We start from the raw sequence: 20,423 nt of genomic DNA, 5'->3' as shown, positions 1-20,423 counted from the left end.
AAAAAAATCAATTCTGATACCACTAACTGCTTATTTGTCAGCCACTTTAGTGACAAATACAGCCGCACGTATTATCGGGATTGTGCAGCATAATGAAACCATCTATCAGTGATATATGTGATAGGGTTCACAAATCAAAACGGAAAGTAAGATGCTTCTTAGTTTAGAATAGTTTTACAGAAAATGTTGTTAATTTTTTGTTGATTGAAATTGATGTATGATAGTAATTAAACTCTCTATTTATTTAAATACATGGGTAAATTATGTCAAGTAAAGAAAGACAAGGCATTGATATTTCAGAGCTAAATGAAATGCAGCGTTATGTCACGCAACAGGCGGGCACCGAGCCCCCATTTAGTGGGCAATTATTGCATAACCGTAAAGATGGTGTGTATGAATGTCTGTGCTGTGGTTCACCTTTATTTATGTCTGAGACTAAATTTGACGCGGGCTGCGGGTGGCCAAGTTTCTACCAACCCATCAATGATGACGTCATTAAATACATTGAGGATTTTTCTCACGGGATGCACCGTATTGAGGTACGTTGTCAGAACTGTAATGCGCATTTGGGGCATGTATTTCCTGATGGTCCAGAGCCGACGGGCCAACGCTATTGTATTAATTCAGCATCATTAAGCTTTTTGGATGATGAGGGAGGCGAAAAGGTACGTGGTTAGTGAGCTGAAGCAAGCTGAAGTTGAAAAAAATACCATAGCAATAACGATTCAGCTATATGGGCAAAAATAATAATAACCAAATACGAATACATTATCTTTTTAAGGAGCATTACGGTGAGTGTTGAAGTAAACCCAGAACAACTTGAGCAACTACTAGCGGCGATGACCCCAGAGATTTATGAGCGTCTAGTGACAGCGGTTGAGTTAGGTAAATGGCCTGATGGCGTTGCATTGACTCGCGAGCAAAAAGAGCACAGTTTGCAAATGGTATTGTTGTGGCAATCACGGAACAACCATAACCCAGAGCATATGACTGTTGGGACTGATGGTGAAATTACGATGAAAAGCAAACAAGAACTGAAAGCCTTATTCCAAGGTGAAATGTTAGCAACATTGAAGCCACAAAATAATGATGAATAGGGTAGGTAAGAATTAGTCATCGAAAGAATAATAAAAATACCATTGCGCGAGTGACAGGGTCACAACAAGTTTTCTCAGCATTATCATTGTGATAAGTATTTGAGAAAACTTGTATATACACAAATATTGTCTTAATTTAGGTCGGCAAGGGTGATTAACTTCGCACCTTCCTTTTCCATACTTTGCAGTGCTTTTAAGCTATCATCAGCGGCTAAATTAACGCCTCGGCACCCATCGGTGAGGACATCAACCGTATAGCCTAATTTTAATGCATCTAATACTGTGAACTTCACACAATAGTCAGTGGCAATCCCCATGACTATTAGATGGGAAATATTCTGAGCCTGTAGCCACCCATGTAACTGGGTTTGGCTGACTCTATCGTTATCAAAAAAAGCACTGTAACTATCGACTTGCGGGTTTTCACCTTTGGTAAACACCTGTTCAATGGCTTGCTGGTTCAATCGTGGGTGAAAATTAGCGCCAAGCTCACCTTGCACACAATGTACTGGCCACCAAACTTGGTCAAGGCCATTGAGTTTGCCTATCTCACCGACTTTTGTGCCTGAATTAACAGCAAAGCTCAAGTGTGTGGCGGGGTGCCAATCTTGGCTGGCAATAATGGTGATGCGTTGTTGTGTACAGTGTGCAATGGCTTTATTAGCGACCTCAATGACATGTTCGCTTTCATTAACGGCTAATGCCCCGCCAGTACAAAAATCATTTTGTAAATCGACTAACAATAAAGCTGTTTTCATTGTGCCCCCAGTATTTAGTCATCAGCGTAACTCAGTTCACCGCGTAAGTTATTTTGCATTAATTCACGAATTAATGCAGGTGTGTAATTTTGGCTGAGTAAGTAATGCAATTTACTTAATGCTGCCTCAAATGTCATATCATAACCACTGATCACCCCGGCGTCTGCTAGTGCGTGACCTGTCGCATACCCTTCCATATTGACTCGGCCAGAAATACATTGTGTCAGGTTGACCACAATAATCCCTCTATTAGTTGCTTCGCGTAGTATTCGCAAGAGCTCGGGCTGTTGAGGGGCATTACCCACGCCATAAGAACGTAAAATAAGTGCTTTGACGGGTTGTTGAAGAATATTACGCACAATCTCAATGGATAAGCCAGGATAGAGAGTAACAACACCAATAGGTTGAGGGGTAATCCGGTGAGCTTTAAATTCGCCTATGCCAATGGGAGCTGGACATGTATTAAATGAGCGAATATTTATCCCTGCCTCCATTAAAGGGGAACAGTTTGGGGAACTAAAGGCATCAAAACCATCCGCATGTGCTTTGACGGTACGATTACCACGATACAACTTATTATTAAAAAATAACCCAACTTCATTTATTGGATAATTTGCGGCGAGATATAGGGCGTTTAATAAGTTAGTTTGCCCATCTGAACGCAGTGCCTCTAAGGGTATTTGTGACCCTGTCACTATCACCGGTTTTTTCAGGTTTTCAAACATAAATGATAATGCAGAAGCCGTAAATGCCATGGTATCCGTACCATGCAAAATCACAAAGCCATCATATAGGGGGTAATTCTCGGAAATATCATCGGCGATAAGTTGCCAGTCCTCTGGTGTAATATCCGAGGAGTCTATCAGAGGTTGATGTTCGCGAATGGTAAATTCAGGCATCTCAAGGCGGTGAAACTCGGGCATTTGTGCCAATTGCGCTTGTAGGTGACCAGAAACAGGAATATAGCCTTGTGGCGAATGGCGCATGCCAATGGTTCCACCTGTGTAGACGACATAAATTGATTTTTTTTGCATCTTATTACCTAAATTATCACTGCGCAGTGAAGAAAAATGATTATTAGGATTTTGACGTATTTATTGGTGTATTACTATCGTTAAGTTGCTAATTGCTAGGTTTAAATTAGGTAGTTAACTAGATTGTGAGATAAATCCCCTTCAAACAAGTTGAAGGGGAAAAGGGGCGATTAGTTGATTTCAGCACAGTTAAGGCAAAATGCATAGCGATTTTGCGGGTCATTCATTTTTAGGAAAAATTGTGCTTGCTGGCGAATATCCGTCGCGACTGCGGGAGGTAGGAATACTTGTAGTACATCCGGCATTGCGGCTTGAACATTGGTGGTTAATTCAAGTAGCAGTTGATCCATAAAAGTCAGCTCAGGTTTCATCCAATCTAGCTTAACATCAGTGAGTTTAGCTAGTTCTGCGGCTTTATCAACGGCATTATCAAAATCACCGAGTTGGTCAACTAGGCCATTTTTGAGCGCATCCTGACCTATCCATACACGGCCTTGAGCAATCTTGTCTATTTCAGCAGGGGTTTTGTGACGTGATTTAGCGACCAAACCGATAAATGTATCATAACCATTTTCAATAGTAATTTGCATCATATCGGCAAATTGTGGGCTAATCCCTTTGGTTAGTGAAATATCTGCAAGGGGAGATGTGGATACCCCATCGGTATAGACGCCAATAGAATCTAATGATTTTTCAAACGTATTGATAACACCGAAAATACCAATTGAACCCGTTAAAGTACTAGGGCTCGCAATAATATAATCAGCAGGCGTCGATACCCAATAGCCCCCAGATGCGGCCATGCCCCCCATTGAGACTACAACAGGTTTCCCTGCCGCATGAGCAGAAGCGAGTTCGCTACGGATCAGGTCAGATGCACTTACACTACCACCAGGACTATTAACGCGTAATACAATGGCTTTAATATTATCATCTAGACGAGCATCACGAATTTGAGCTGCAATGGTGTCTCCACCTGCAATACCCGCAGTTTGAGGGCCGTCCATAATCGCACCTTGAACAACGATTACAGCAATATTCCCCCCTTGGCTTGCAGTTGTATTGGCTATTTTCGCTGAGTAATCGTAAATACTGATATTATTAAACTGCTTATCTTCTTTATTCCAACCGAAATGCTTAGAGAGTAAATCTTCAACTTGTTCATTTGTATATAGTTTATCCACTAACCGTTGTTTTAACGCATACTGAGCGTTATCGCCCTTAACAGCACGTAATTGCGATAATATCGCATCTGCACCCGGGAAAATTTGAGCACTGGTCATTTTGCGATTTGTGGCAAGTTCAGATAAATAGTTGTTCCATAAGGCATCTAACCACTGTTGATTGGCTAAGCGTGCCTCTGGTGACATATCGTCACGCATGAGTGGCTCAACAGCAGATTTGTAAGTCCCCACACGGAATATATGACTACTAACCTTAAGCCTTTCTAACAGCGACTTATAGTACATGCTGTTAGTCGCAAAGCCATAAAGCCCTACAGTGCCTTGTGGTGTTAAATAAATATCATCAGCAAAACTTGCAAGATAGTATTGTGACTGGTTATAACTGTTGCCAACAGCATAGACAGATTTCCCAGCAGCTTTGAACTCGTTAATGGCTTTACCGATGTAAGCCAAAGAAGGCTGGTCAGCCCCCGTTAAGTTATCTAAACGTAATACCATCCCTGTAATGCGGTCATCGCTAGCTGCGGTACGAATGGTATCGACAATATCAAACAAGGAGTTTTCTTGCATACGGCTATTTGAGGTGCCTAATAACTCACGACTCATACGGCCGAATGGATCAGGAGCGGAGACTTGGTCAACAATCACACCCTGTAAATCGACATACAATGCCCCGAAATAGTTTTTCTCGGGTTGAGAATCTGATTGATAAAGGGCAATTGAGCCAATCACAACAAAAAACAACACTAGGAAAATAGCATTGAAAACAAATTCTCGGATAAAATTTAACGCTCGCCAGCTAATTTTAAAAATGGTAGCGATGATGTCCCATAATTGACGCATTTTCTCTCCTATCCTGCCTATTTTGCTCCCCAAGGTGACATTAATTCACTGACTGCCAGTTTGGAGGACAAACTATTTGGATACTATTAAAAATTGTATTTAGTATAAATAAGGTGTAAGCCCTTTGTTAGATGAACGAAAAGCTATGGTCTTAAAGCCAATCCGCAACCCGATCATCATTTCTCACTTTCAGTCGGTTAGTATTAATCAATACAATTACTTGGCACTGAAAGCGGTTTTTATGCATAACAAAATTGTGTTACACAAGGTACAATATCTCAATTATATTTTTCACCAGTGACAAATGATACAATTCAATGAATTTATAACGTAATTTACTCAATAATTAATGGTTATATAGTGTAGGCGATTTTCTCTTAGGCTTAAACTAAATATAGTATTGGTATAATTATCTAATTGAATGATTATCATATCAGTTTACTCTTAATCGGAGACAACCATGGATGCTTTAACCCTTTTGTTGAACCGCCGTTCAGCTTCTAGACTCAAAACGCCAGCCCCACAAGGTGAACAGCTTGATAATATACTTGCAGCAGGGATGAGAGCACCTGATCACGGCGCATTGAAACCATGGCATTTTGTGATCATGAAAGATGATGGCATTAAACGCTTCAGTGAACTGCTTGAGAAAGCGGCAATTGAAGGGCAGTTAGGCGAGGATGTTGAAGAAAAAGCTCGCAATGCACCTTTTAGAGCGCCATTAATTATTACTGTGATTGCAAAGCTAAAACAACATCCTAAAATTCCTGAGTGGGAACAATTGGTTGCAGCAAGTTGCACAGTACAAGCTATGCAAATGGCTGCAGTTGCACAGGGTTTTGGTGGAATTTGGCGTTCTGGTTCATGGACTGAAGATGCGGTCGTTCGTGCAGGTTTAGGCTGTGGCGAAAACGACCGAATTGTTGGTTTTCTTTATTTGGGGACACCTGAACTTAAAGCACCTGCAAAAGTACAAGCCCCTGATATGACAGGATTTGTAACTTATTTTTAAAGAGAACAATAATGACTGAGAAAATTAGACTAACACAATATAGCCATGGTGCAGGTTGCGGCTGCAAAATCGCACCAAAGGTTTTAGAACAAATTTTACATACAGAACAAGCTAAATTTCACGACCCCCATTTGTTAGTTGGTAATGAAACTAAAGATGACGCTGCTGTTTATGATTTAGGCAATGGCATTGGCATCATTAGTACCACTGACTTTTTTATGCCAATTGTTGATTCCCCGTTTGAATTTGGCCGTATTGCGGCGACTAATGCGATAAGTGATATTTTCGCTATGGGTGGTAAACCGATTATGGCGATTGCAATCTTAGGTTGGCCAATCGCTAAATTACCACCGGAAGTTGCACGTGAAGTTATCGAGGGGGGACGTGCCGCTTGTGCGGATGCTGGGATATCCCTGGCTGGAGGGCATTCAATTGATGCACCTGAACCTATCTTTGGTCTAGCAGTTACTGGCGTCGTTAATACCGAGTACGTGAAGAAAAATAGCGCAGCAATAGCAGGCTGTGAGCTATTTTTAACGAAACCTTTGGGGATTGGCGTATTAACTACTGCGGAGAAAAAAGGGGTTCTTGCTGAGGAGCACCAACATTTGGCAGCTGAAACTATGTGCCAGATGAATAAACTGGGTGCTGAGATTGCTCCACTTGATGGAGTAACCGCGATGACTGATGTGACGGGTTTTGGCTTGTTGGGGCATTTAAGTGAAATCTGTGAAGGTTCTGGTGTCCGCGCTGAGATTGCTTTTAGCAAAGTACCTAAATTAACGGATGTTGAGAAATATATCGAGGCAGGTTGTGTTCCTGGTGGGACATCACGGAATTTTGATAGTTATGGGCATCTTGTTGGCCCAATGAGTGATATGCAACGTAACTTACTGTGTGATCCTCAAACATCTGGCGGTTTACTTATTGCCGTCAAACCTTCAGAAGTCTCTAAAATTAAAGAGATTGCACAGCAACAAGGTGTTTTGTTACAGTCTATCGGGAAATTATTACCCCATCAGGACAATGTTCCTTTAGTTGAAGTGATAGATTAATTCATGCGTTTGTTTATTGCGGAAAAACCGAGCCTTGCAAGGGCTATTGCTGATGTACTGCCGAAACCACATAAGCGTGGTGATGGTTTTATTCAATGTGGTGATGGTCAAACTGTTACTTGGTGCATAGGGCACCTTTTGGAGCAGGCAGAACCCGATGCCTATGAACCTAGGTATGCGCGTTGGAATTTGCAAGATTTGCCGATTATCCCCGATAAGTGGCAATTAAAGCCGCGCTCCGCGGTAACCAAACAATTAAAAACGATTGAAGCGCTGCTTAAACAAGCAACTGTCGTTGTCCATGCAGGAGACCCCGATAGAGAAGGACAGTTGCTGGTTGATGAGGTACTCGACTTTTTAAAGCTTGATTCAGAAAAACGCAAAAGCGTAAAACGTTGCTTGATTAATGACCTTAATCCACAGGCTGTTGAGCGGGCCATTGACCGCTTAAGAGAAAATCGTGAGTTTATCCCTCTGTGTGTGTCAGCATTGGCACGAGCACGAGCTGATTGGCTCTACGGCATCAATATGACTCGAGCGTATACCTTATTGGGGCAACGGGGGGGCTATCAAGGTGTTCTCTCTGTTGGTCGGGTGCAAACACCAGTTTTAGGGCTGGTGGTCAGGCGCGATGAAGAAATAGAAAACTTTGTTCCGAAAGACTACTTTGAAGTTAAAGCACACATTGTGACTCCGCAAGATGAGCGTTTTGTTGCTGTATGGCAACCTAGTGAGTCGTGTGTCGATTTTCAGGATGAAGAAGGGCGCTTATTTCATCGGCCTTTAGCGGAGCATGTCGTTTCGCGTATTGAAGGTAAGCCGGCGATAGTCACACAGTACCAAGATAAACGTGAAACTGAGATTGCTCCTTTACCTTTCTCTTTGTCAGCTCTGCAAATTGAAGCAGCCAAAAAATATGCACTCAGTGCACAGGAAGTCTTGGATATTTGCCAACGTTTATATGAAACGCATAAATTAATTACCTACCCGCGTTCAGATAGTCGTTATCTACCTGATGAACATTTCGCTGGTCGCCATAGTGTATTAAATGCAATAGCAGTGCATCAGCCGTTACTCACTGAATTTGAACTCCCAGAGTTAGATAAAAAAAACCGTTGTTGGGATGATAAAAAAGTCGATGCTCACCATGCGATTATTCCTACAGCAAAAGCCACTGCGGTAAAACTTACAGAGAATGAAAGTAATATTTATCAACTGATTGCGCGGCAGTATATTATTCAATTTATGGCTGATGCGGTTTATCGTAAATGTACAATTGATTTAGAAATTGAAAAGGGTAAGTTTATCGCTAAAGCACGTTTTTTAGCTGAAGCAGGCTGGCGAGTTGTCTTAGGAAATAAAGAGCGGGACGCTGAAAATGATGGTATGCCTTTACCCATCGTGAGTAAAAATGACGAACTTCTGTGTGAAAAAGGGGAGGTTGTCGAAAGGCAAACACAACCACCAAGGCCTTTTACTGATGCTACTTTATTGTCTGCTATGACAGGAATTGCTCGTTTTGTACAAGATAAAGCATTAAAAAAAGTATTGCGAGAAACTGATGGCCTTGGTACTGAAGCGACGCGTGCTGGAATTATCGACCTATTATTTAAACGGCAATTTTTATATAAAAAAGGGCGTTATATTCATTCATCGCCTGCTGGGAGAGCATTAATTCATGTGTTGCCAGATATGGCGACTTTACCGGATATGACCGCACATTGGGAGTCTGTTCTGACTCAAATCAGTGAAAAACAATCACGTTATGATGATTTCATGCAGCCACTAAGCCAAACGCTGGTGCAATTAATTCATCATGCTCGCCAATTTACGAATTTGCGTACATTTAGAGAGTTACCTCCACCGCCTTCAAAAAGCGGGAAGAAAGCAACGAAAACAAGCAAGAAAACTAAAAAGAAAGTCGAGTAACTAATACAATAAAAGGTGCTATATAGCACCTTTTACTTGCCGTGTACGGTGTTAAATAATTATTTGGTTAAGTTAAACTCAGACCATACAGGGGCGTGATCTGACGGTTTTTCCATTCCACGAATGTCATAATCAATCCCTGTTGCAATACAACGCTCAGCTAACTTGTTAGAGGCGAGTAATAAGTCTATCCGCAAGCCACGGTTATCATCGAAACCTTTTGAGCGGTAATCAAACCAGGAGTAGCAGTCATTGACATCTGGGTTCTTCGCGCGGTAAGTATCGACTAACCCCCAGCCCAGTAGGTTATCTAGCCATTCACGTTCTTCTGGTAAAAATGAACACTTACCTGTTTTTAACCAGCGCTTGCGATTAACATCTCCAATACCAATATCTAAATCGGTTGGACTGATGTTCATATCCCCCATAATTAATAATTGGGAGTCAGCTGTTTGTGTCGACGTTACATAGTGCTGTAAGTCTTGATAGAATTTTTCTTTGGCTGGGAATTTCGTTGGGTGGTCACGGCTCTCCCCTTGAGGGAAATAACCGTTAATTACCGTTAATGGCCCCCGCTCTGTGTGAATATCAGCCATAATAATACGGCGTTGGGCATCTTCATCATCAGTTGGAAAACCTTTTCGTACATCGATAGGTTCATTTTTAGTGAGTAGCGCAACACCGTAATGTGCTTTTTGACCGTGATAAAAAACATGATAGCCCAGTTGGCTCACTTCCTCATAAGGGAACATATCATCATGGACCTTGGTTTCTTGTAAACCAATGACTTCTGGTTGATGTTTTTCTATAATAGCGGCAAGTTGGTGAGGGCGAGCTCGCAGGCCATTAATGTTGAATGATATGAATTTCATGGTTTTTTTATCACCTATGCTTTAATGATTATTGCCTCAGATTCTAACAGATGATGACCACACTGTATAACCCTACATAGCGTACTTTAATTCAAAAATAAATTATGTAGACTACTGTAATAATAGCAGTAGGTAATACATTTGACTGATACTGTATATTATATAAATTAATATCAACGATTTTAATTGTCTATAATTGTTAATTGGGTGAATTATGACTAATTTATTTTTATTGAAAATTAAGATATGTTAAATAATATCTTAATTAAGTATATTTAATTTCATTTAAAGTCAGTTGGTTATTTGTATTTTAATGTGATTTAATAGTCTAGCCATAAAAAATAATTAAGCTAAACAGTATAATATATTGCTTTGCTATGTTGGAAATTATAAAAATACCTTTATGAAATATTGTTACTCATTCAATAAAAAAATTAAGATTGTCTTTTTATTTGGTGAGTTGAATTATGGGCTAATCAACATTTTTTTACTTATATAATTACTCTTGTTGATTAACATTTTAATAATAGAATGGGGTCATAGATATGTTCTTTTCAAGAAAATTAGAGGCGTTTATGGCGGTTGTGGAAAATGGCTCGTTAAGCAAGGCTGCTAGGGTGATGAACCGTACGACACCTCCCATAGCGAAGTCAATCAAGGATTTCGAAACCAGTTTAGGTAAACGGCTTTTTAAGAGAGAAAAATTTGGAATGACATTAACTAAGGATGGCCAGGAACTTTATAATGATCTTAGGGATCTTTATTTACAGGAGAAAGAAATTACTAAAAAACATTTTTCAGGCTACATTGTTAATGAGGCTAATATTTATTATGACTGGGGAAAAGAAGGGCACTTAATCAATTTATATCAAGCAGCTCACCTCAATAATGTACAAGTTAATATATTGAGGTTTAATTATGATGAAGTGGATGAGATTGTTGATTATGATGGTAATACACTTATTCTTAGTTCTGAGGAAGTTGTTAGTGAGCGTTTCTCATTACAAAAAAAAATAGAGAACTCACCATTGGGTATATATTGTCGTAAAGAACTATATGAAAAATACCATTATAACCTTATTGAGCTATTACAAAAAAACACTTGGTTATGTGACCCTGCATTTTATAAAAGTTCGCTAATGAGTGGGTTATTAAAAAAAATTGAGACCACCGATAACAAGATTAGCGTAAGACAAATGGACAATATCGGTTGTTGTCAAAGTTTTATTCAAGATGGTGACTTTATTGGCATTACTGACCATTATCCTGAAGAAGAGTTAATTGATAAGTCATTGATATACGTATCAATAAATAATTTTCTAGGGCAAAGTGAATGTTATGTCTATAAGTCAAAATCACATTCTAGTGTGTTAAATCGTTTTATGGGCGTTGTTGATAAACTGGGAGGTGAATATAACTGAATGGTGGTGGGAGAAGGATTCGAACCTTCGAAGTCTGTGACGGCAGATTTACAGTCTGCTCCCTTTGGCCGCTTGGGTATCCCACCTAATTTTGTATTGCTGTAATCGTTCACAGCGGGCGGCATCATATCAAATGACGCGCCGCTGTAAAGCATTAATTTACAATAAAATACTCGTTTGCTGTTTTTTTGTTCTTAACGCTTGTAATATCAACAATTTATTGTTGTTTAAGCCAGTTTTTGACTTATAAAATAATCGTTCGGTTACCATATACAAATACACGCTGAGCTAATACCCAATATAATGCATGGCTAAGTACATTTTTTTCAACATCTCGGCCAGCACGCATCATGTCATCAGCAGTGAATGTATGGTCTATATTAATCACGTTTTGTGTAATGATTGGTCCCTCATCAAGGTTATCATTTACAAAATGCGCTGTTGCCCCAATAATTTTTACCCCGCGCTCATAGGCTTGGTGGTAAGGTCTAGCACCAATAAACGCAGGTAAGAATGAGTGGTGAATATTGATAATTTGGTTTGGATAATGCTGAACAAATTCTGGTGTTAAAACACGCATATATTTGGCCAGAACCACATAATCAGGCTGATACTGGTCAATTTGAGCTGTCATTTTTTCATCATGTTGTTCACGGGTTAAACCTTCGTGACTAATATGGTGGAATGGAATGCCAAATTGCTCGACCAAGTTCTTCAAGGTGTCATGGTTACCTATAACAGCGGCAATCTCAACATCTAAGCCATCATAAGCACTCTTCATGAGTAAATCACCAAGGCAATGAGCTTCTTTGGTGACCATGATAACAATGCGACGACGCCCAGCTGCGTTTAATTCGCGTTTAGAACCCACAGGCAATGCATCGTCAAGGTCTGCTAATAGAGTTTCATCGTTAAAAATCCCTTCCAGTTCGGTCCTCATAAAGAAACGGCCTGTGCGGTGATCGACAAACTCATTATTCTGTACAATGTTGAGCTGGTGTTTATAGCAAATATTGGTGATTTTCGCGATAAGTCCTTTCGCGTCAGGGCAAATTGTCCTGAGAATTTTCTTTTGTACATTTTTGTGTTGCATGAAACTGTCTAATCCTTAACTAGCAAAGCTTATATAATAAAGCTAATGACAAACTGAGTGTTAAATTTGCGTTGATACAAGTAAATAAACGAGCGATAGCTAACTTGGATTACAGCACTTTTTATATTTTTTGCTAGAACCACAAGGGCATAAGTCATTACGACCCACTTTTGGTGTTATGCCATCTATATAATACCAACGCGAATTTATCCGAATAAAACGGGAACGTTCATGAATAAGTTGTTTATGATCAGCTTTTTCATCAATAAAGCAAGCCGAAAATTCGACATAGCCTTCATCAGGATTTTTAGCATAAGAAGAACTAATAACACAAAGTCCTAGCCATTGTGTCTGTATAAAACTATTGATTAGCTCTTTACGGTATTCTTCGGCATGGCAATCGGGGTGCCATGTCTCAATAAGGTAATCAACATTGTGATGTACATAGGCGCTGTAACGTGAGCGCATGAGTTGCTCAGGTGTCTGGGGAATTGACAAGCCTCGCAAAAAAGGTGAGCAACAATGTTCAAATTGTGCTTCATTACCGCAGCAACATCTATCTTTTGCTTGTGATGGCATAACACTCTCGATAAAAATAAGTATAAGATTGAAAAATCACTATACTTAAATTGTGGGTGAAAAATAATTTTATAGTATGAATAATAGTATTGTTAATTAAACCAGGTCATTGCAGTAGGTATCTTATGAAAAATAGAAAAATACTGATAGTAGAAGACGAAATCACCTTCTGTACAATCTTAAAAAACTACCTTGAGACATTAGGGATAGAGATCTATACCGCAAAAAATGGTCAATTAGCAATAGAAATGATCACAATAAGCCATATAGAACCTGATATCATTCTTTGTGATTTAAATATGCCAGTTATGGATGGCGAAGCATTTATGCGGGAGTTAGTTGCTAGAAATATTAACATTCCGGTGATAGTCATTACAGCAACCACTGACTTTACGCAATTAGACAGAATGTTCCGTTTAGGGGCGACAGATGCGTTATTAAAACCGATAAAAAATTTAGATGAAGTTAAAGTTACCATCCTTTCAGCGTTGTATCCTGAGCAAGACGACTTATCAGAACAAATAGGCGATAATATTTCTGCATTGATGGAAAACAATCCGCAAGACATGCTTACCGTCTTGAAGCAATTGCAGCCGCCAGTACACCAAATAATTAATGGTTATAGAATTAATTATCGCCAACTTAATGAAGCTAATCGGTTTGGTCTGTTGTTAGACTTAGCCGCTATTTCAGATAGCCAAATTGGTTTTTACTGTATAGATACGGAGCGGTCTCATCAAGAAGGCGTCATGGCTGCTTTTTTAATCCGGGTTGTATTTAATGATTTATTGAAAAGCGCCGTTAGCTATCCAGATAAAAAACTACCAAATATTGATAGGATTATTAATCAGATAAATCATTTATTGGAAGATTCCGGTTTTAATGGGCAATTTCCTTTACTGTTGGGGTATTTTAACACGCAAAATAATTCGATCATTATGGCTAGTGCTGGGTTAGAAGCCGATATAACGACAGAAAACTCTCATTTTAAATTGGCAAGAAACCTGCCTCTTGGGACACTCAAGTTTTATCAATCGAATCATTTGGAGATAAAAGGGGCTGTCTGGCAGTGTTTAATACGCAATAATAGCCAAAAAATAAAACTAATGTTTAATCCTGAAAATTAATTCATTCTTAAAAAGTGTTGATAACGCGTTTTAAATAGCCGCATTCGGACTCGTCACTATTTATTTGGGATAATTTCCTGATATACTTCCGCGCACTTGAAATGCATCGCTAACATATTTGAACTATGGGGCTAAGATGCGTAGATATTATCTGGAGTTATGACAAATGACACAACGCAAGGTGCGTAAAGCTGTAATACCTGTTGCGGGCTTAGGGACGCGGATGCTACCGGCAACAAAAGCTATTCCAAAAGAGATGCTACCGATTGTTGATAAGCCGCTCATTCAATATGTAGTCAATGAGTGTATTGCTGCTGGGATCAATGAGATAGTTTTGGTTACCCATTCATCAAAAAACTCAATTGAGAACCACTTTGATACTAGCTTCGAGTTAGAGGCCATATTGGAAGCGCGTGTTAAGCGCCAGTTATTGGATGAGGTGCAATCTATTTGCCCAAGTCATGTTACTATCATGCAAACACGTCAAGGGATTGCGAAAGGGTTAGGGCATGCTATTTTATGTGCAAAACCATTAGTGGGTGAAGAGCCATTTGCTGTCATTTTACCTGATGTGATTTTAGACCGTTATAGCACGGATTTAACAAAATTTAATCTACGTGAAATGCTAGAACAGTACGAATCTACGGGGGCGAGCCAAATTCTGGTTGAACCTGTGCCCGAGCAAGAAGTTTCCAATTACGGTATTGTTGATTGTAATGGCGCAGTTCTGCAACCGGGGGACAGCAAAAAAATTATTCGCATGGTAGAAAAACCAAGTCGTGAAGAAGCCCCCTCCAATTTGTCTATTGTTGGTCGTTACGTTTTATCTGAAAAAATATGGGACGCATTAGCAAAAACAGTCCCAGGTGCTGGTGATGAAATACAGCTAACTGATGCAATCGCATTAATGATGGAAAATAATGAACCTGTAGAGGCTTACCACTTATGTGGTAAAAGTCATGACTGTGGAAATAAACTAGGTTACATGAAAGCATTTGTTGAATATGGAATGCAACATGACACTTTAGGAGATGACTTTACCCAGTGGTTGACAGAATTGTCGGCTTCATTGAACGCGCCGAAATAGAAAACTTATTTCAGTAAATTAATTCAAGGCTAACTAGACAAGTTAGCCTTTTTTATAGATAGAGATGAACTATTAACTATAAAGACTAAGTATTAAGGAGTAGAAGCGACTTTTCTACTCGTTGTTAATTTTACCTCCATGCAGTGCGATAAAAATAGCACTCAGTCACATTAAACAATTGCTTTTGAATTTAATAATGTCTAATTAAAATTACAAATCTTTACCTTGGCGTTTTTATTTAATTGTAAATATTTGATGATTAGTGCAATACCTATTAGAGGCTATAAATTAAGCAAGAATTGCAGGGGGAGCTAGTGGTTATAATGGTTAAGAGACTTTGTAGCTAGAGACTAATATAAAATAATATATAAAGGTACAAACAAAAACACCCTTTTAAAAAGGGTGTTTGGAATAAAATATTAGGCGATTAGATCAAGAAATCATCTAATGATTTGCCTTGTTCTTCAATGGCAACTTTGATTACAGCTGGAGTACGGCCTTGGCCTGTCCACGTTTTAGTTTCACCATTTTCATCAACATATTTATATTTAGCTGGACGAGCTGCACGTTTAGCACGAGTGCTTGTGCCTTTACCTGAATCCATTGTTTGCAGAAGGTCATTTAAATCTACGCCTTGCTCAAGAATCATTTCACGAACTTTTTCCAGTTTACGGTTACGTTCTTCTAATTCTGCACGAGCTTGGTTTTCTTCATCACGACGTTCTTCAACAACGACAGTTAATTTTTCCAGCATTTCTTCTAACGATTCTAAAGTTACTTCGCGAGCTTGAGCACGAAGAGTACGGATGTTATTTAACGCTTTTAATGATTCGCTCATTTTCCTGGTCTCAAATTATTTGTTGGCATGTGTACAGTAATAATAGAATGCTATTTTAAATTCTGCAATAGCTAAATTACTTCTCTAGTTTAAAAGTTATCTTTTACGAATGCAATTTTTTTACAAAAGAAAAATAAAACTTTCGTAGATATATATACCGCTATTATCAATAACTGAACTAATGAAAAAAATAGCAATAAGAAAAAAACTTTGTGATTTAATATTTCGCAGTGCTTGTCGAAAGTCGCATTCTACTTTTACTCAGAATGAATTGAAGGGGGATACTAACTTAAATTTTCTTTTTTTGATGATGAATTTTAGCTTAACATGCTTTAGCTGATACAGTTTATAGTTAATATCAAATTGGTTTTTATTGTATATAAGGTAAGCTTTATTAGCGATAAGAAGCAAAATAATTGTAAAAAGGGTTAAATTTTCAATAAGTAAAGTGAGATAGTGTCATATTGTTAATCTAATGATATGTTTTATGGTAAAATTATTGCGTATATTAATTGTGAGGAAACAGCCAGATGGCTCAGCTTTATTTTTATTATTCAGCAATGAATGCAGGCAAATCAACGTCGTTATTGCAATCATCGTATAACTATAATGAAAGAGGGATGCGTACCGTTATTTTCACAGCAGAGATAGATAATCGCTTTGCTCAGGGGAAAGTATCCTCGCGTATTGGTTTATCTGCTGAAGCGTTGGTTTATTCAACAACGACGGATATGGCAGAGGTTATTAAGCGCGAAAATCAGTTACAGAAAGTGCATTGTGTCCTTATTGATGAATGTCAGTTTTTAACAAAAAAACAAGTTGAAGAATTATGTGACATCGTTGATAACGAGGATATCCCTGTTTTGTGCTATGGACTTCGCACTGATTTTGCTGGGCAACTATTTGCAGGCAGTCAATATTTACTCGCATGGGCAGATAAATTGGTTGAGCTAAAAACCGTATGCTACTGTGGGCGTAAGGCTAATAAGGTATTACGTATAGGAAGTGATGGTATTGCTGTATATGAGGGTGCTCAGGTCGATATAGGCGGTAATGAAAAGTATATATCTGTTTGTCGTAAACACTATTCAGAAGCAATAAAACAAGCGCAAATGATGAATGAAGGGATAATTCCTAAAAAACCAATTCATTTTAGGTAGTTTTATATAGTTATGTGTATGGAAATAAAATAATTATTATAATCTCGTTATGCGAGTAGAAGGTGATATAAAACTAGCTATTAGGAAAAATCATATATATCAACGTTAATATTTAGTACGCCGCAACTCATTTTAAGTCCTCAAAAAAGGCACTGTTTCTATAACAGTGCCTTTGCTAATTTAATAATCTATAAATAAATTATTTTTTAGTGGTTTTCTTTTCAGCTGTTTTTTTCTGAGGAACTTTCTTTTCTATATGTTCGGTAACAGGTGCTGTTGAATGCTCAACAAAATCACGACCATAATAGGAATCCAATAATAATTGTTTAATTTCAGAGATTAATGGATACCTTGGGTTAGCACCAGTACATTGGTCATCAAATGCATCTTCAGACAGTTTATCTACGCGAGCTAAGAAGTCTGCTTCAGGTACCCCTGTCTCACGGATAGATTTTGGAATGCCTAAATCTGCTTTTATTTCATCAAGCCATGCTAATAATTTTTCAATTTTAGCGCCTGTACGATCCCCTGAATCAGTTAAACCGAGATGATCAGCAATTTCAGCATACTGTCGACGTGCGTGAGGACGGTCATATTGGCTAAAGGCTGTTTGCTTAGTTGGATTGTCATTCGCATTGAAACGGATGACATTACAAATCAATAGGGCATTGGCGAGGCCATGTGGAATATGGAACTCTGAACCTAGTTTATGTGCCATTGAGTGACATACCCCTAAGAACGCATTCGCAAATGCAATACCTGCAAGGGTAGCCCCATTATGTACACGCTCCCTAGCGACAGGGTTTTTAGCACCTTCGTGATAGCTGGCAGGTAAATAATCTTTTAATAAACTTAATGCTTTAAGCGCTTGGCCATCGGTAAATTCGTTAGCTAGCACTGAAACATAAGCTTCTAATGCATGGGTCACTGCATCTAGACCGCCAAAGGCAGTTAAAGATTTAGGCATATTCATGACTAAGTTTGCATCAACGATAGCCATGTTCGGGGTGAGTGCGTAATCCGCTAATGGATATTTTTGACCTGTTTTATCATCAGTCACAACCGCAAACGGCGTAACTTCAGAGCCAGTACCCGAAGTAGTTGTAATCGCAACTAGTTTTGCTTTAACGCCCATTTTAGGGAAACGGTGAATACGTTTGCGAATATCCATAAAGCGTAGCGCGAGCTCTTCAAAGTGTGTTTCAGGATGTTCGTACATGACCCACATAATTTTCGCTGCATCCATCGGTGAACCACCACCTAATGCAATAATAACATCAGGGTTGAATGCTTGCATTTGGGCAGCGCCTTTACGTACAACTGTTAATGTTGGGTCTGCTTCAACTTCAAAGAATACGTCTGTTTCAATGTGGTGTTTTTTGAGTACATTGACTACTTCATCAACATAACCATTATTGAATAAATAACCATCAGTGACGATAAAGGCACGTTTCGCACCGTCAGTTGCAATCTCTTCAAGGGCGATAGGTAGGCAACCACGACGGAAGTAGATTGAATTTGGTAGTTTATGCCATAACATGTTTTCAGCTCTCTTCGCCACAGTTTTAGTGTTGATCAAGTGTTTTGGCCCGACGTTTTCGGAAATAGAGTTACCCCCCAAGAGCCACAACCCAATGTGAGAGAAGGAGCTAGTTTGAAGTTGTATAAGTCACCAATACCACCTTGCGAGGCCGGCGTATTAATTAAAATACGTGCTGTTTTCATTTTTTGGCCGAAGTAGTTCACTCGTTCATGTTGATTGTCTTGGTCGGTGTATAAGCAAGAAGTATGGCCAATCCCTCCCATTTCGACTAATTGTTCAGCTTTGGAGACGGCATCTTCAAAGTTTTTACCACGATACATGGCTAAGAGCGGGGACAGTTTTTCATGGGCAAAGGGTTCTGAATCATCAATAACTTTAACTTCACCTATCAAGATTTTAGTCGTGATAGGGACAGTGATGCCCGCCATTTCGGCAATTTTAACAGCAGGTTGGCCCACAATGGCAGCATTTAAATTACCATTTTTTAAAATGATTTCTTGAACCGCTTTAAGTTCTTTACCTTGCAGTAAATAGCCGCCATGGCTGGAAAAACGCTCACGAACTTGGTTGTAGATCTCATCCACAACAACAACGGATTGTTCTGAGGCGCAAATAACGCCGTTATCGAAGGTTTTTGACATGAGAATCGATGCAACAGCACGTTTGATATCTGCTGTTTCATCAATCACAACAGGGGTATTACCCGCACCGACACCAATCGCTGGCTTACCAGAGCTATAGGCTGCTTTAACCATACCTGGTCCACCTGTCGCTAAAATCAGGTTAATATCAGCGTGGTGCATCAATGCATTGGATAATTCAACGGAAGGGGAATCAATCCAGCCAATAATATCTTTTGGTGCACCTGCAGCAATAGCGGCATTAAGTACTATTTCAGCTGCACGATTGGTTGCATTTTTCGCACGTGGATGTGGAGAGAAGATAATGGCATTACGTGTTTTTAGACTAATTAATGATTTAAAAATTGCAGTTGAGGTTGGGTTAGTGGTTGGCACAATGCCACAAATAATACCGATAGGCTCTGCAATCGTTATTGTCCCAAATGTTGGGTCTTCAGATAAAGTCCCACAGGTCTTTTCGTCTTTATAGGCATTATAGATATACTCAGAAGCAAAATGATTTTTTATCACTTTATCTTCAATAATACCCATTCCAGATTCTTCAACAGCGAGTTTTGCTAGGGGGATACGTGCATCAGCGGCAGCGAGAGCAGCAGCACGAAATATTTCGTCAACTTTTTCTTGTGAGAAAGTCGCGAATTCGCGTTGAGCTTTTTTGACACGAGCAACGAGTTCATTGAGTTCGGTAACGTTAGTTACAGACATATAGATTACTCCTGATAAATGTTAAACTTTTTAAGCCAATGAGCAATGTATCGACAAACTGGGCGAAAAAGACTGCCTAAAAGTGAAAGTATAGATAATTCTAATAATAACGCTGCTCATCATCGCCTATTGGCTTAAAAATCTTATTAATCCTGTCTATCAGTTAAGAATAGATTAACAAAATAGGAATTAAATAAAGTGATCTAAATCACGAAAACGCCAAGCTGACACCTTTCAGCAGGCTTATATTCATATACGTTATGTAAGTGTTATTGTTCTATGACTTAATTTAATATGACTAATACATTTGTGGGGAAAAAGTCATTCATTACTCACTAAAATAACAAGGAAATTTAGGTTGTTATAGAAAAAATTATTTCGCGCAAGGAAATTAGCACCAGAGGTGATAAAATTAGAAAAGGTATCAATGCATCTCTTAAGAGAA

Annotated in this window: 16 protein-coding genes, 1 tRNA gene and 1 pseudogene; 9 read left to right on the top strand and 9 right to left on the bottom strand. The window is 39.0% G+C overall.

Annotated elements, in window-relative coordinates; translation table 11 throughout:
* Positions 1-263 precede the first annotated feature (263 nt).
* On the top strand, positions 264-677 hold the full coding sequence (gene msrB, locus RB151_RS11875) for a peptide-methionine (R)-S-oxide reductase MsrB (RefSeq protein ID WP_071548132.1): 414 nt from the start codon (positions 264-266) through the stop codon (positions 675-677).
* A gap of 162 nt (positions 678-839) precedes the next feature.
* On the top strand, positions 840-1,097 hold the full coding sequence (locus tag RB151_RS11870) for a YeaC family protein (protein WP_048607291.1): 258 nt from the start codon (positions 840-842) through the stop codon (positions 1,095-1,097).
* Between the two features lie 131 nt (positions 1,098-1,228).
* Here RB151_RS11870 and pncA read toward each other — a convergent pair whose 3' ends face one another.
* The 3 genes from pncA to sppA form a co-directional block, all read right to left on the bottom strand.
* On the bottom strand, positions 1,229-1,855 hold the full coding sequence (gene pncA, locus RB151_RS11865) for a bifunctional nicotinamidase/pyrazinamidase (RefSeq protein WP_042843624.1): 627 nt from the start codon (positions 1,853-1,855) through the stop codon (positions 1,229-1,231).
* Positions 1,856-1,869: 14 nt separating this feature from the next.
* On the bottom strand, positions 1,870-2,889 hold the full coding sequence (ansA, locus tag RB151_RS11860; protein ID WP_042843625.1) for an asparaginase: 1,020 nt from the start codon (positions 2,887-2,889) through the stop codon (positions 1,870-1,872).
* A 170-nt stretch (positions 2,890-3,059) separates the two neighbouring features.
* Positions 3,060-4,916 carry a signal peptide peptidase SppA gene (sppA, locus tag RB151_RS11855; RefSeq protein WP_071548131.1) on the bottom strand — a complete coding sequence of 619 codons (1,857 nt, stop codon included), beginning with the start codon at positions 4,914-4,916 and terminating at the stop codon, positions 3,060-3,062.
* A gap of 460 nt (positions 4,917-5,376) precedes the next feature.
* Here sppA and RB151_RS11850 point away from each other — a divergent pair, with 460 nt between their 5' ends.
* The 3 genes from RB151_RS11850 to RB151_RS11840 are packed head-to-tail and all read left to right on the top strand — an operon-like array spanning position 5,377 to position 8,912.
* On the top strand, positions 5,377-5,928 hold the full coding sequence (locus RB151_RS11850; protein ID WP_042843627.1) for an NAD(P)H nitroreductase: 552 nt from the start codon (positions 5,377-5,379) through the stop codon (positions 5,926-5,928).
* An 11-nt stretch (positions 5,929-5,939) separates the two neighbouring features.
* Positions 5,940-6,983, top strand: a complete 1,044-nt coding sequence (gene selD, locus RB151_RS11845; protein ID WP_071548130.1) for a selenide, water dikinase SelD — start codon at positions 5,940-5,942, stop codon at positions 6,981-6,983.
* A gap of 3 nt (positions 6,984-6,986) precedes the next feature.
* Positions 6,987-8,912 (top strand): DNA topoisomerase III, encoded by a 1,926-nt coding sequence (locus RB151_RS11840; RefSeq protein WP_042843630.1) that lies wholly within the window; start codon positions 6,987-6,989, stop codon positions 8,910-8,912.
* 59 nt (positions 8,913-8,971) lie between these two features.
* Here RB151_RS11840 and xthA read toward each other — a convergent pair whose 3' ends face one another.
* Positions 8,972-9,784: an exodeoxyribonuclease III gene (gene xthA / locus RB151_RS11835; protein ID WP_042843631.1), complete on the bottom strand. Its 813-nt coding sequence runs from the start codon at positions 9,782-9,784 to the stop codon at positions 8,972-8,974.
* A gap of 545 nt (positions 9,785-10,329) precedes the next feature.
* On the opposite strand from xthA, the gene RB151_RS24345 reads away from it, so the two are divergent.
* Entirely contained in the window at positions 10,330-11,205 is an 876-nt protein-coding gene (locus RB151_RS24345) for a LysR family transcriptional regulator (RefSeq protein WP_042843632.1), read from the top strand.
* Position 11,206: 1 nt separating this feature from the next.
* Here RB151_RS24345 and RB151_RS11825 read toward each other — a convergent pair.
* The 3 genes from RB151_RS11825 to RB151_RS11815 form a co-directional block, all read right to left on the bottom strand.
* Positions 11,207-11,291, bottom strand: a tRNA-Tyr gene (locus tag RB151_RS11825).
* A 158-nt stretch (positions 11,292-11,449) separates the two neighbouring features.
* Positions 11,450-12,298, bottom strand: coding sequence for a formyltetrahydrofolate deformylase (gene purU, locus RB151_RS11820; RefSeq protein WP_042843633.1), 849 nt, complete (start codon positions 12,296-12,298; stop codon positions 11,450-11,452).
* Between the two features lie 99 nt (positions 12,299-12,397).
* Positions 12,398-12,877 (bottom strand): YchJ family protein, encoded by a 480-nt coding sequence (locus RB151_RS11815; RefSeq protein WP_042843634.1) that lies wholly within the window; start codon positions 12,875-12,877, stop codon positions 12,398-12,400.
* Positions 12,878-13,002: 125 nt separating this feature from the next.
* Between RB151_RS11815 and rssB the strand changes: the two genes are divergently transcribed.
* Positions 13,003-14,004 carry a two-component system response regulator RssB gene (rssB, locus tag RB151_RS11810; protein WP_042843635.1) on the top strand — a complete coding sequence of 334 codons (1,002 nt, stop codon included), beginning with the start codon at positions 13,003-13,005 and terminating at the stop codon, positions 14,002-14,004.
* 166 nt (positions 14,005-14,170) lie between these two features.
* Positions 14,171-15,091 (top strand): UTP--glucose-1-phosphate uridylyltransferase GalU, encoded by a 921-nt coding sequence (gene galU, locus RB151_RS11805; protein ID WP_042843637.1) that lies wholly within the window; start codon positions 14,171-14,173, stop codon positions 15,089-15,091.
* 427 nt (positions 15,092-15,518) lie between these two features.
* On the opposite strand, the gene hns is transcribed toward galU, so the two are convergent.
* The gene (gene hns / locus RB151_RS11800; protein WP_042843638.1) at positions 15,519-15,929 is read right to left on the bottom strand and encodes a histone-like nucleoid-structuring protein H-NS; all 411 of its coding nucleotides are present in this window, start codon (positions 15,927-15,929) and stop codon (positions 15,519-15,521) included.
* Positions 15,930-16,459: 530 nt separating this feature from the next.
* Here hns and RB151_RS11795 point away from each other — a divergent pair.
* The gene (locus tag RB151_RS11795; protein ID WP_048607277.1) at positions 16,460-17,089 is read left to right on the top strand and encodes a thymidine kinase; all 630 of its coding nucleotides are present in this window, start codon (positions 16,460-16,462) and stop codon (positions 17,087-17,089) included.
* A 199-nt stretch (positions 17,090-17,288) separates the two neighbouring features.
* On the opposite strand, the pseudogene adhE reads toward RB151_RS11795, so the two are convergent.
* Positions 17,289-19,978: pseudogene (gene adhE / locus RB151_RS11790) on the bottom strand (bifunctional acetaldehyde-CoA/alcohol dehydrogenase).
* Positions 19,979-20,423 lie beyond the last annotated feature (445 nt).

The sequence above is a fragment of the Providencia rettgeri genome (genome assembly GCF_001874625.1).
Taxonomy (GTDB): Bacteria; Pseudomonadota; Gammaproteobacteria; order Enterobacterales; family Enterobacteriaceae; genus Providencia; species Providencia huashanensis.
The sequence above is the reverse complement of the archived record's forward strand: the minus strand, read 5'-3'. Positions and strand labels throughout refer to the sequence as shown.

What these genes read in the sequence shown, in the direction of transcription:
- pncA (WP_042843624.1), bottom strand. Translation starts at nt 1,855, where the DNA reads ATGAAAACAGCTTTATTGTTAGTCGATTTACAAAATGATTTTTGTACT.
- msrB (WP_071548132.1), top strand. Translation starts at nt 264, where the DNA reads ATGTCAAGTAAAGAAAGACAAGGCATTGATATTTCAGAGCTAAATGAA.
- RB151_RS11795 (WP_048607277.1), top strand. Translation starts at nt 16,460, where the DNA reads ATGGCTCAGCTTTATTTTTATTATTCAGCAATGAATGCAGGCAAATCA.
- RB151_RS24345 (WP_042843632.1), top strand. Translation starts at nt 10,330, where the DNA reads ATGTTCTTTTCAAGAAAATTAGAGGCGTTTATGGCGGTTGTGGAAAAT.
- rssB (WP_042843635.1), top strand. Translation starts at nt 13,003, where the DNA reads ATGAAAAATAGAAAAATACTGATAGTAGAAGACGAAATCACCTTCTGT.
- selD (WP_071548130.1), top strand. Translation starts at nt 5,940, where the DNA reads ATGACTGAGAAAATTAGACTAACACAATATAGCCATGGTGCAGGTTGC.
- sppA (WP_071548131.1), bottom strand. Translation starts at nt 4,916, where the DNA reads ATGCGTCAATTATGGGACATCATCGCTACCATTTTTAAAATTAGCTGG.
- hns (WP_042843638.1), bottom strand. Translation starts at nt 15,929, where the DNA reads ATGAGCGAATCATTAAAAGCGTTAAATAACATCCGTACTCTTCGTGCT.
- ansA (WP_042843625.1), bottom strand. Translation starts at nt 2,889, where the DNA reads ATGCAAAAAAAATCAATTTATGTCGTCTACACAGGTGGAACCATTGGC.
- RB151_RS11870 (WP_048607291.1), top strand. Translation starts at nt 840, where the DNA reads ATGACCCCAGAGATTTATGAGCGTCTAGTGACAGCGGTTGAGTTAGGT.
- galU (WP_042843637.1), top strand. Translation starts at nt 14,171, where the DNA reads ATGACACAACGCAAGGTGCGTAAAGCTGTAATACCTGTTGCGGGCTTA.
- purU (WP_042843633.1), bottom strand. Translation starts at nt 12,298, where the DNA reads ATGCAACACAAAAATGTACAAAAGAAAATTCTCAGGACAATTTGCCCT.
- RB151_RS11815 (WP_042843634.1), bottom strand. Translation starts at nt 12,877, where the DNA reads ATGCCATCACAAGCAAAAGATAGATGTTGCTGCGGTAATGAAGCACAA.
- xthA (WP_042843631.1), bottom strand. Translation starts at nt 9,784, where the DNA reads ATGAAATTCATATCATTCAACATTAATGGCCTGCGAGCTCGCCCTCAC.
- RB151_RS11840 (WP_042843630.1), top strand. Translation starts at nt 6,987, where the DNA reads ATGCGTTTGTTTATTGCGGAAAAACCGAGCCTTGCAAGGGCTATTGCT.
- RB151_RS11850 (WP_042843627.1), top strand. Translation starts at nt 5,377, where the DNA reads ATGGATGCTTTAACCCTTTTGTTGAACCGCCGTTCAGCTTCTAGACTC.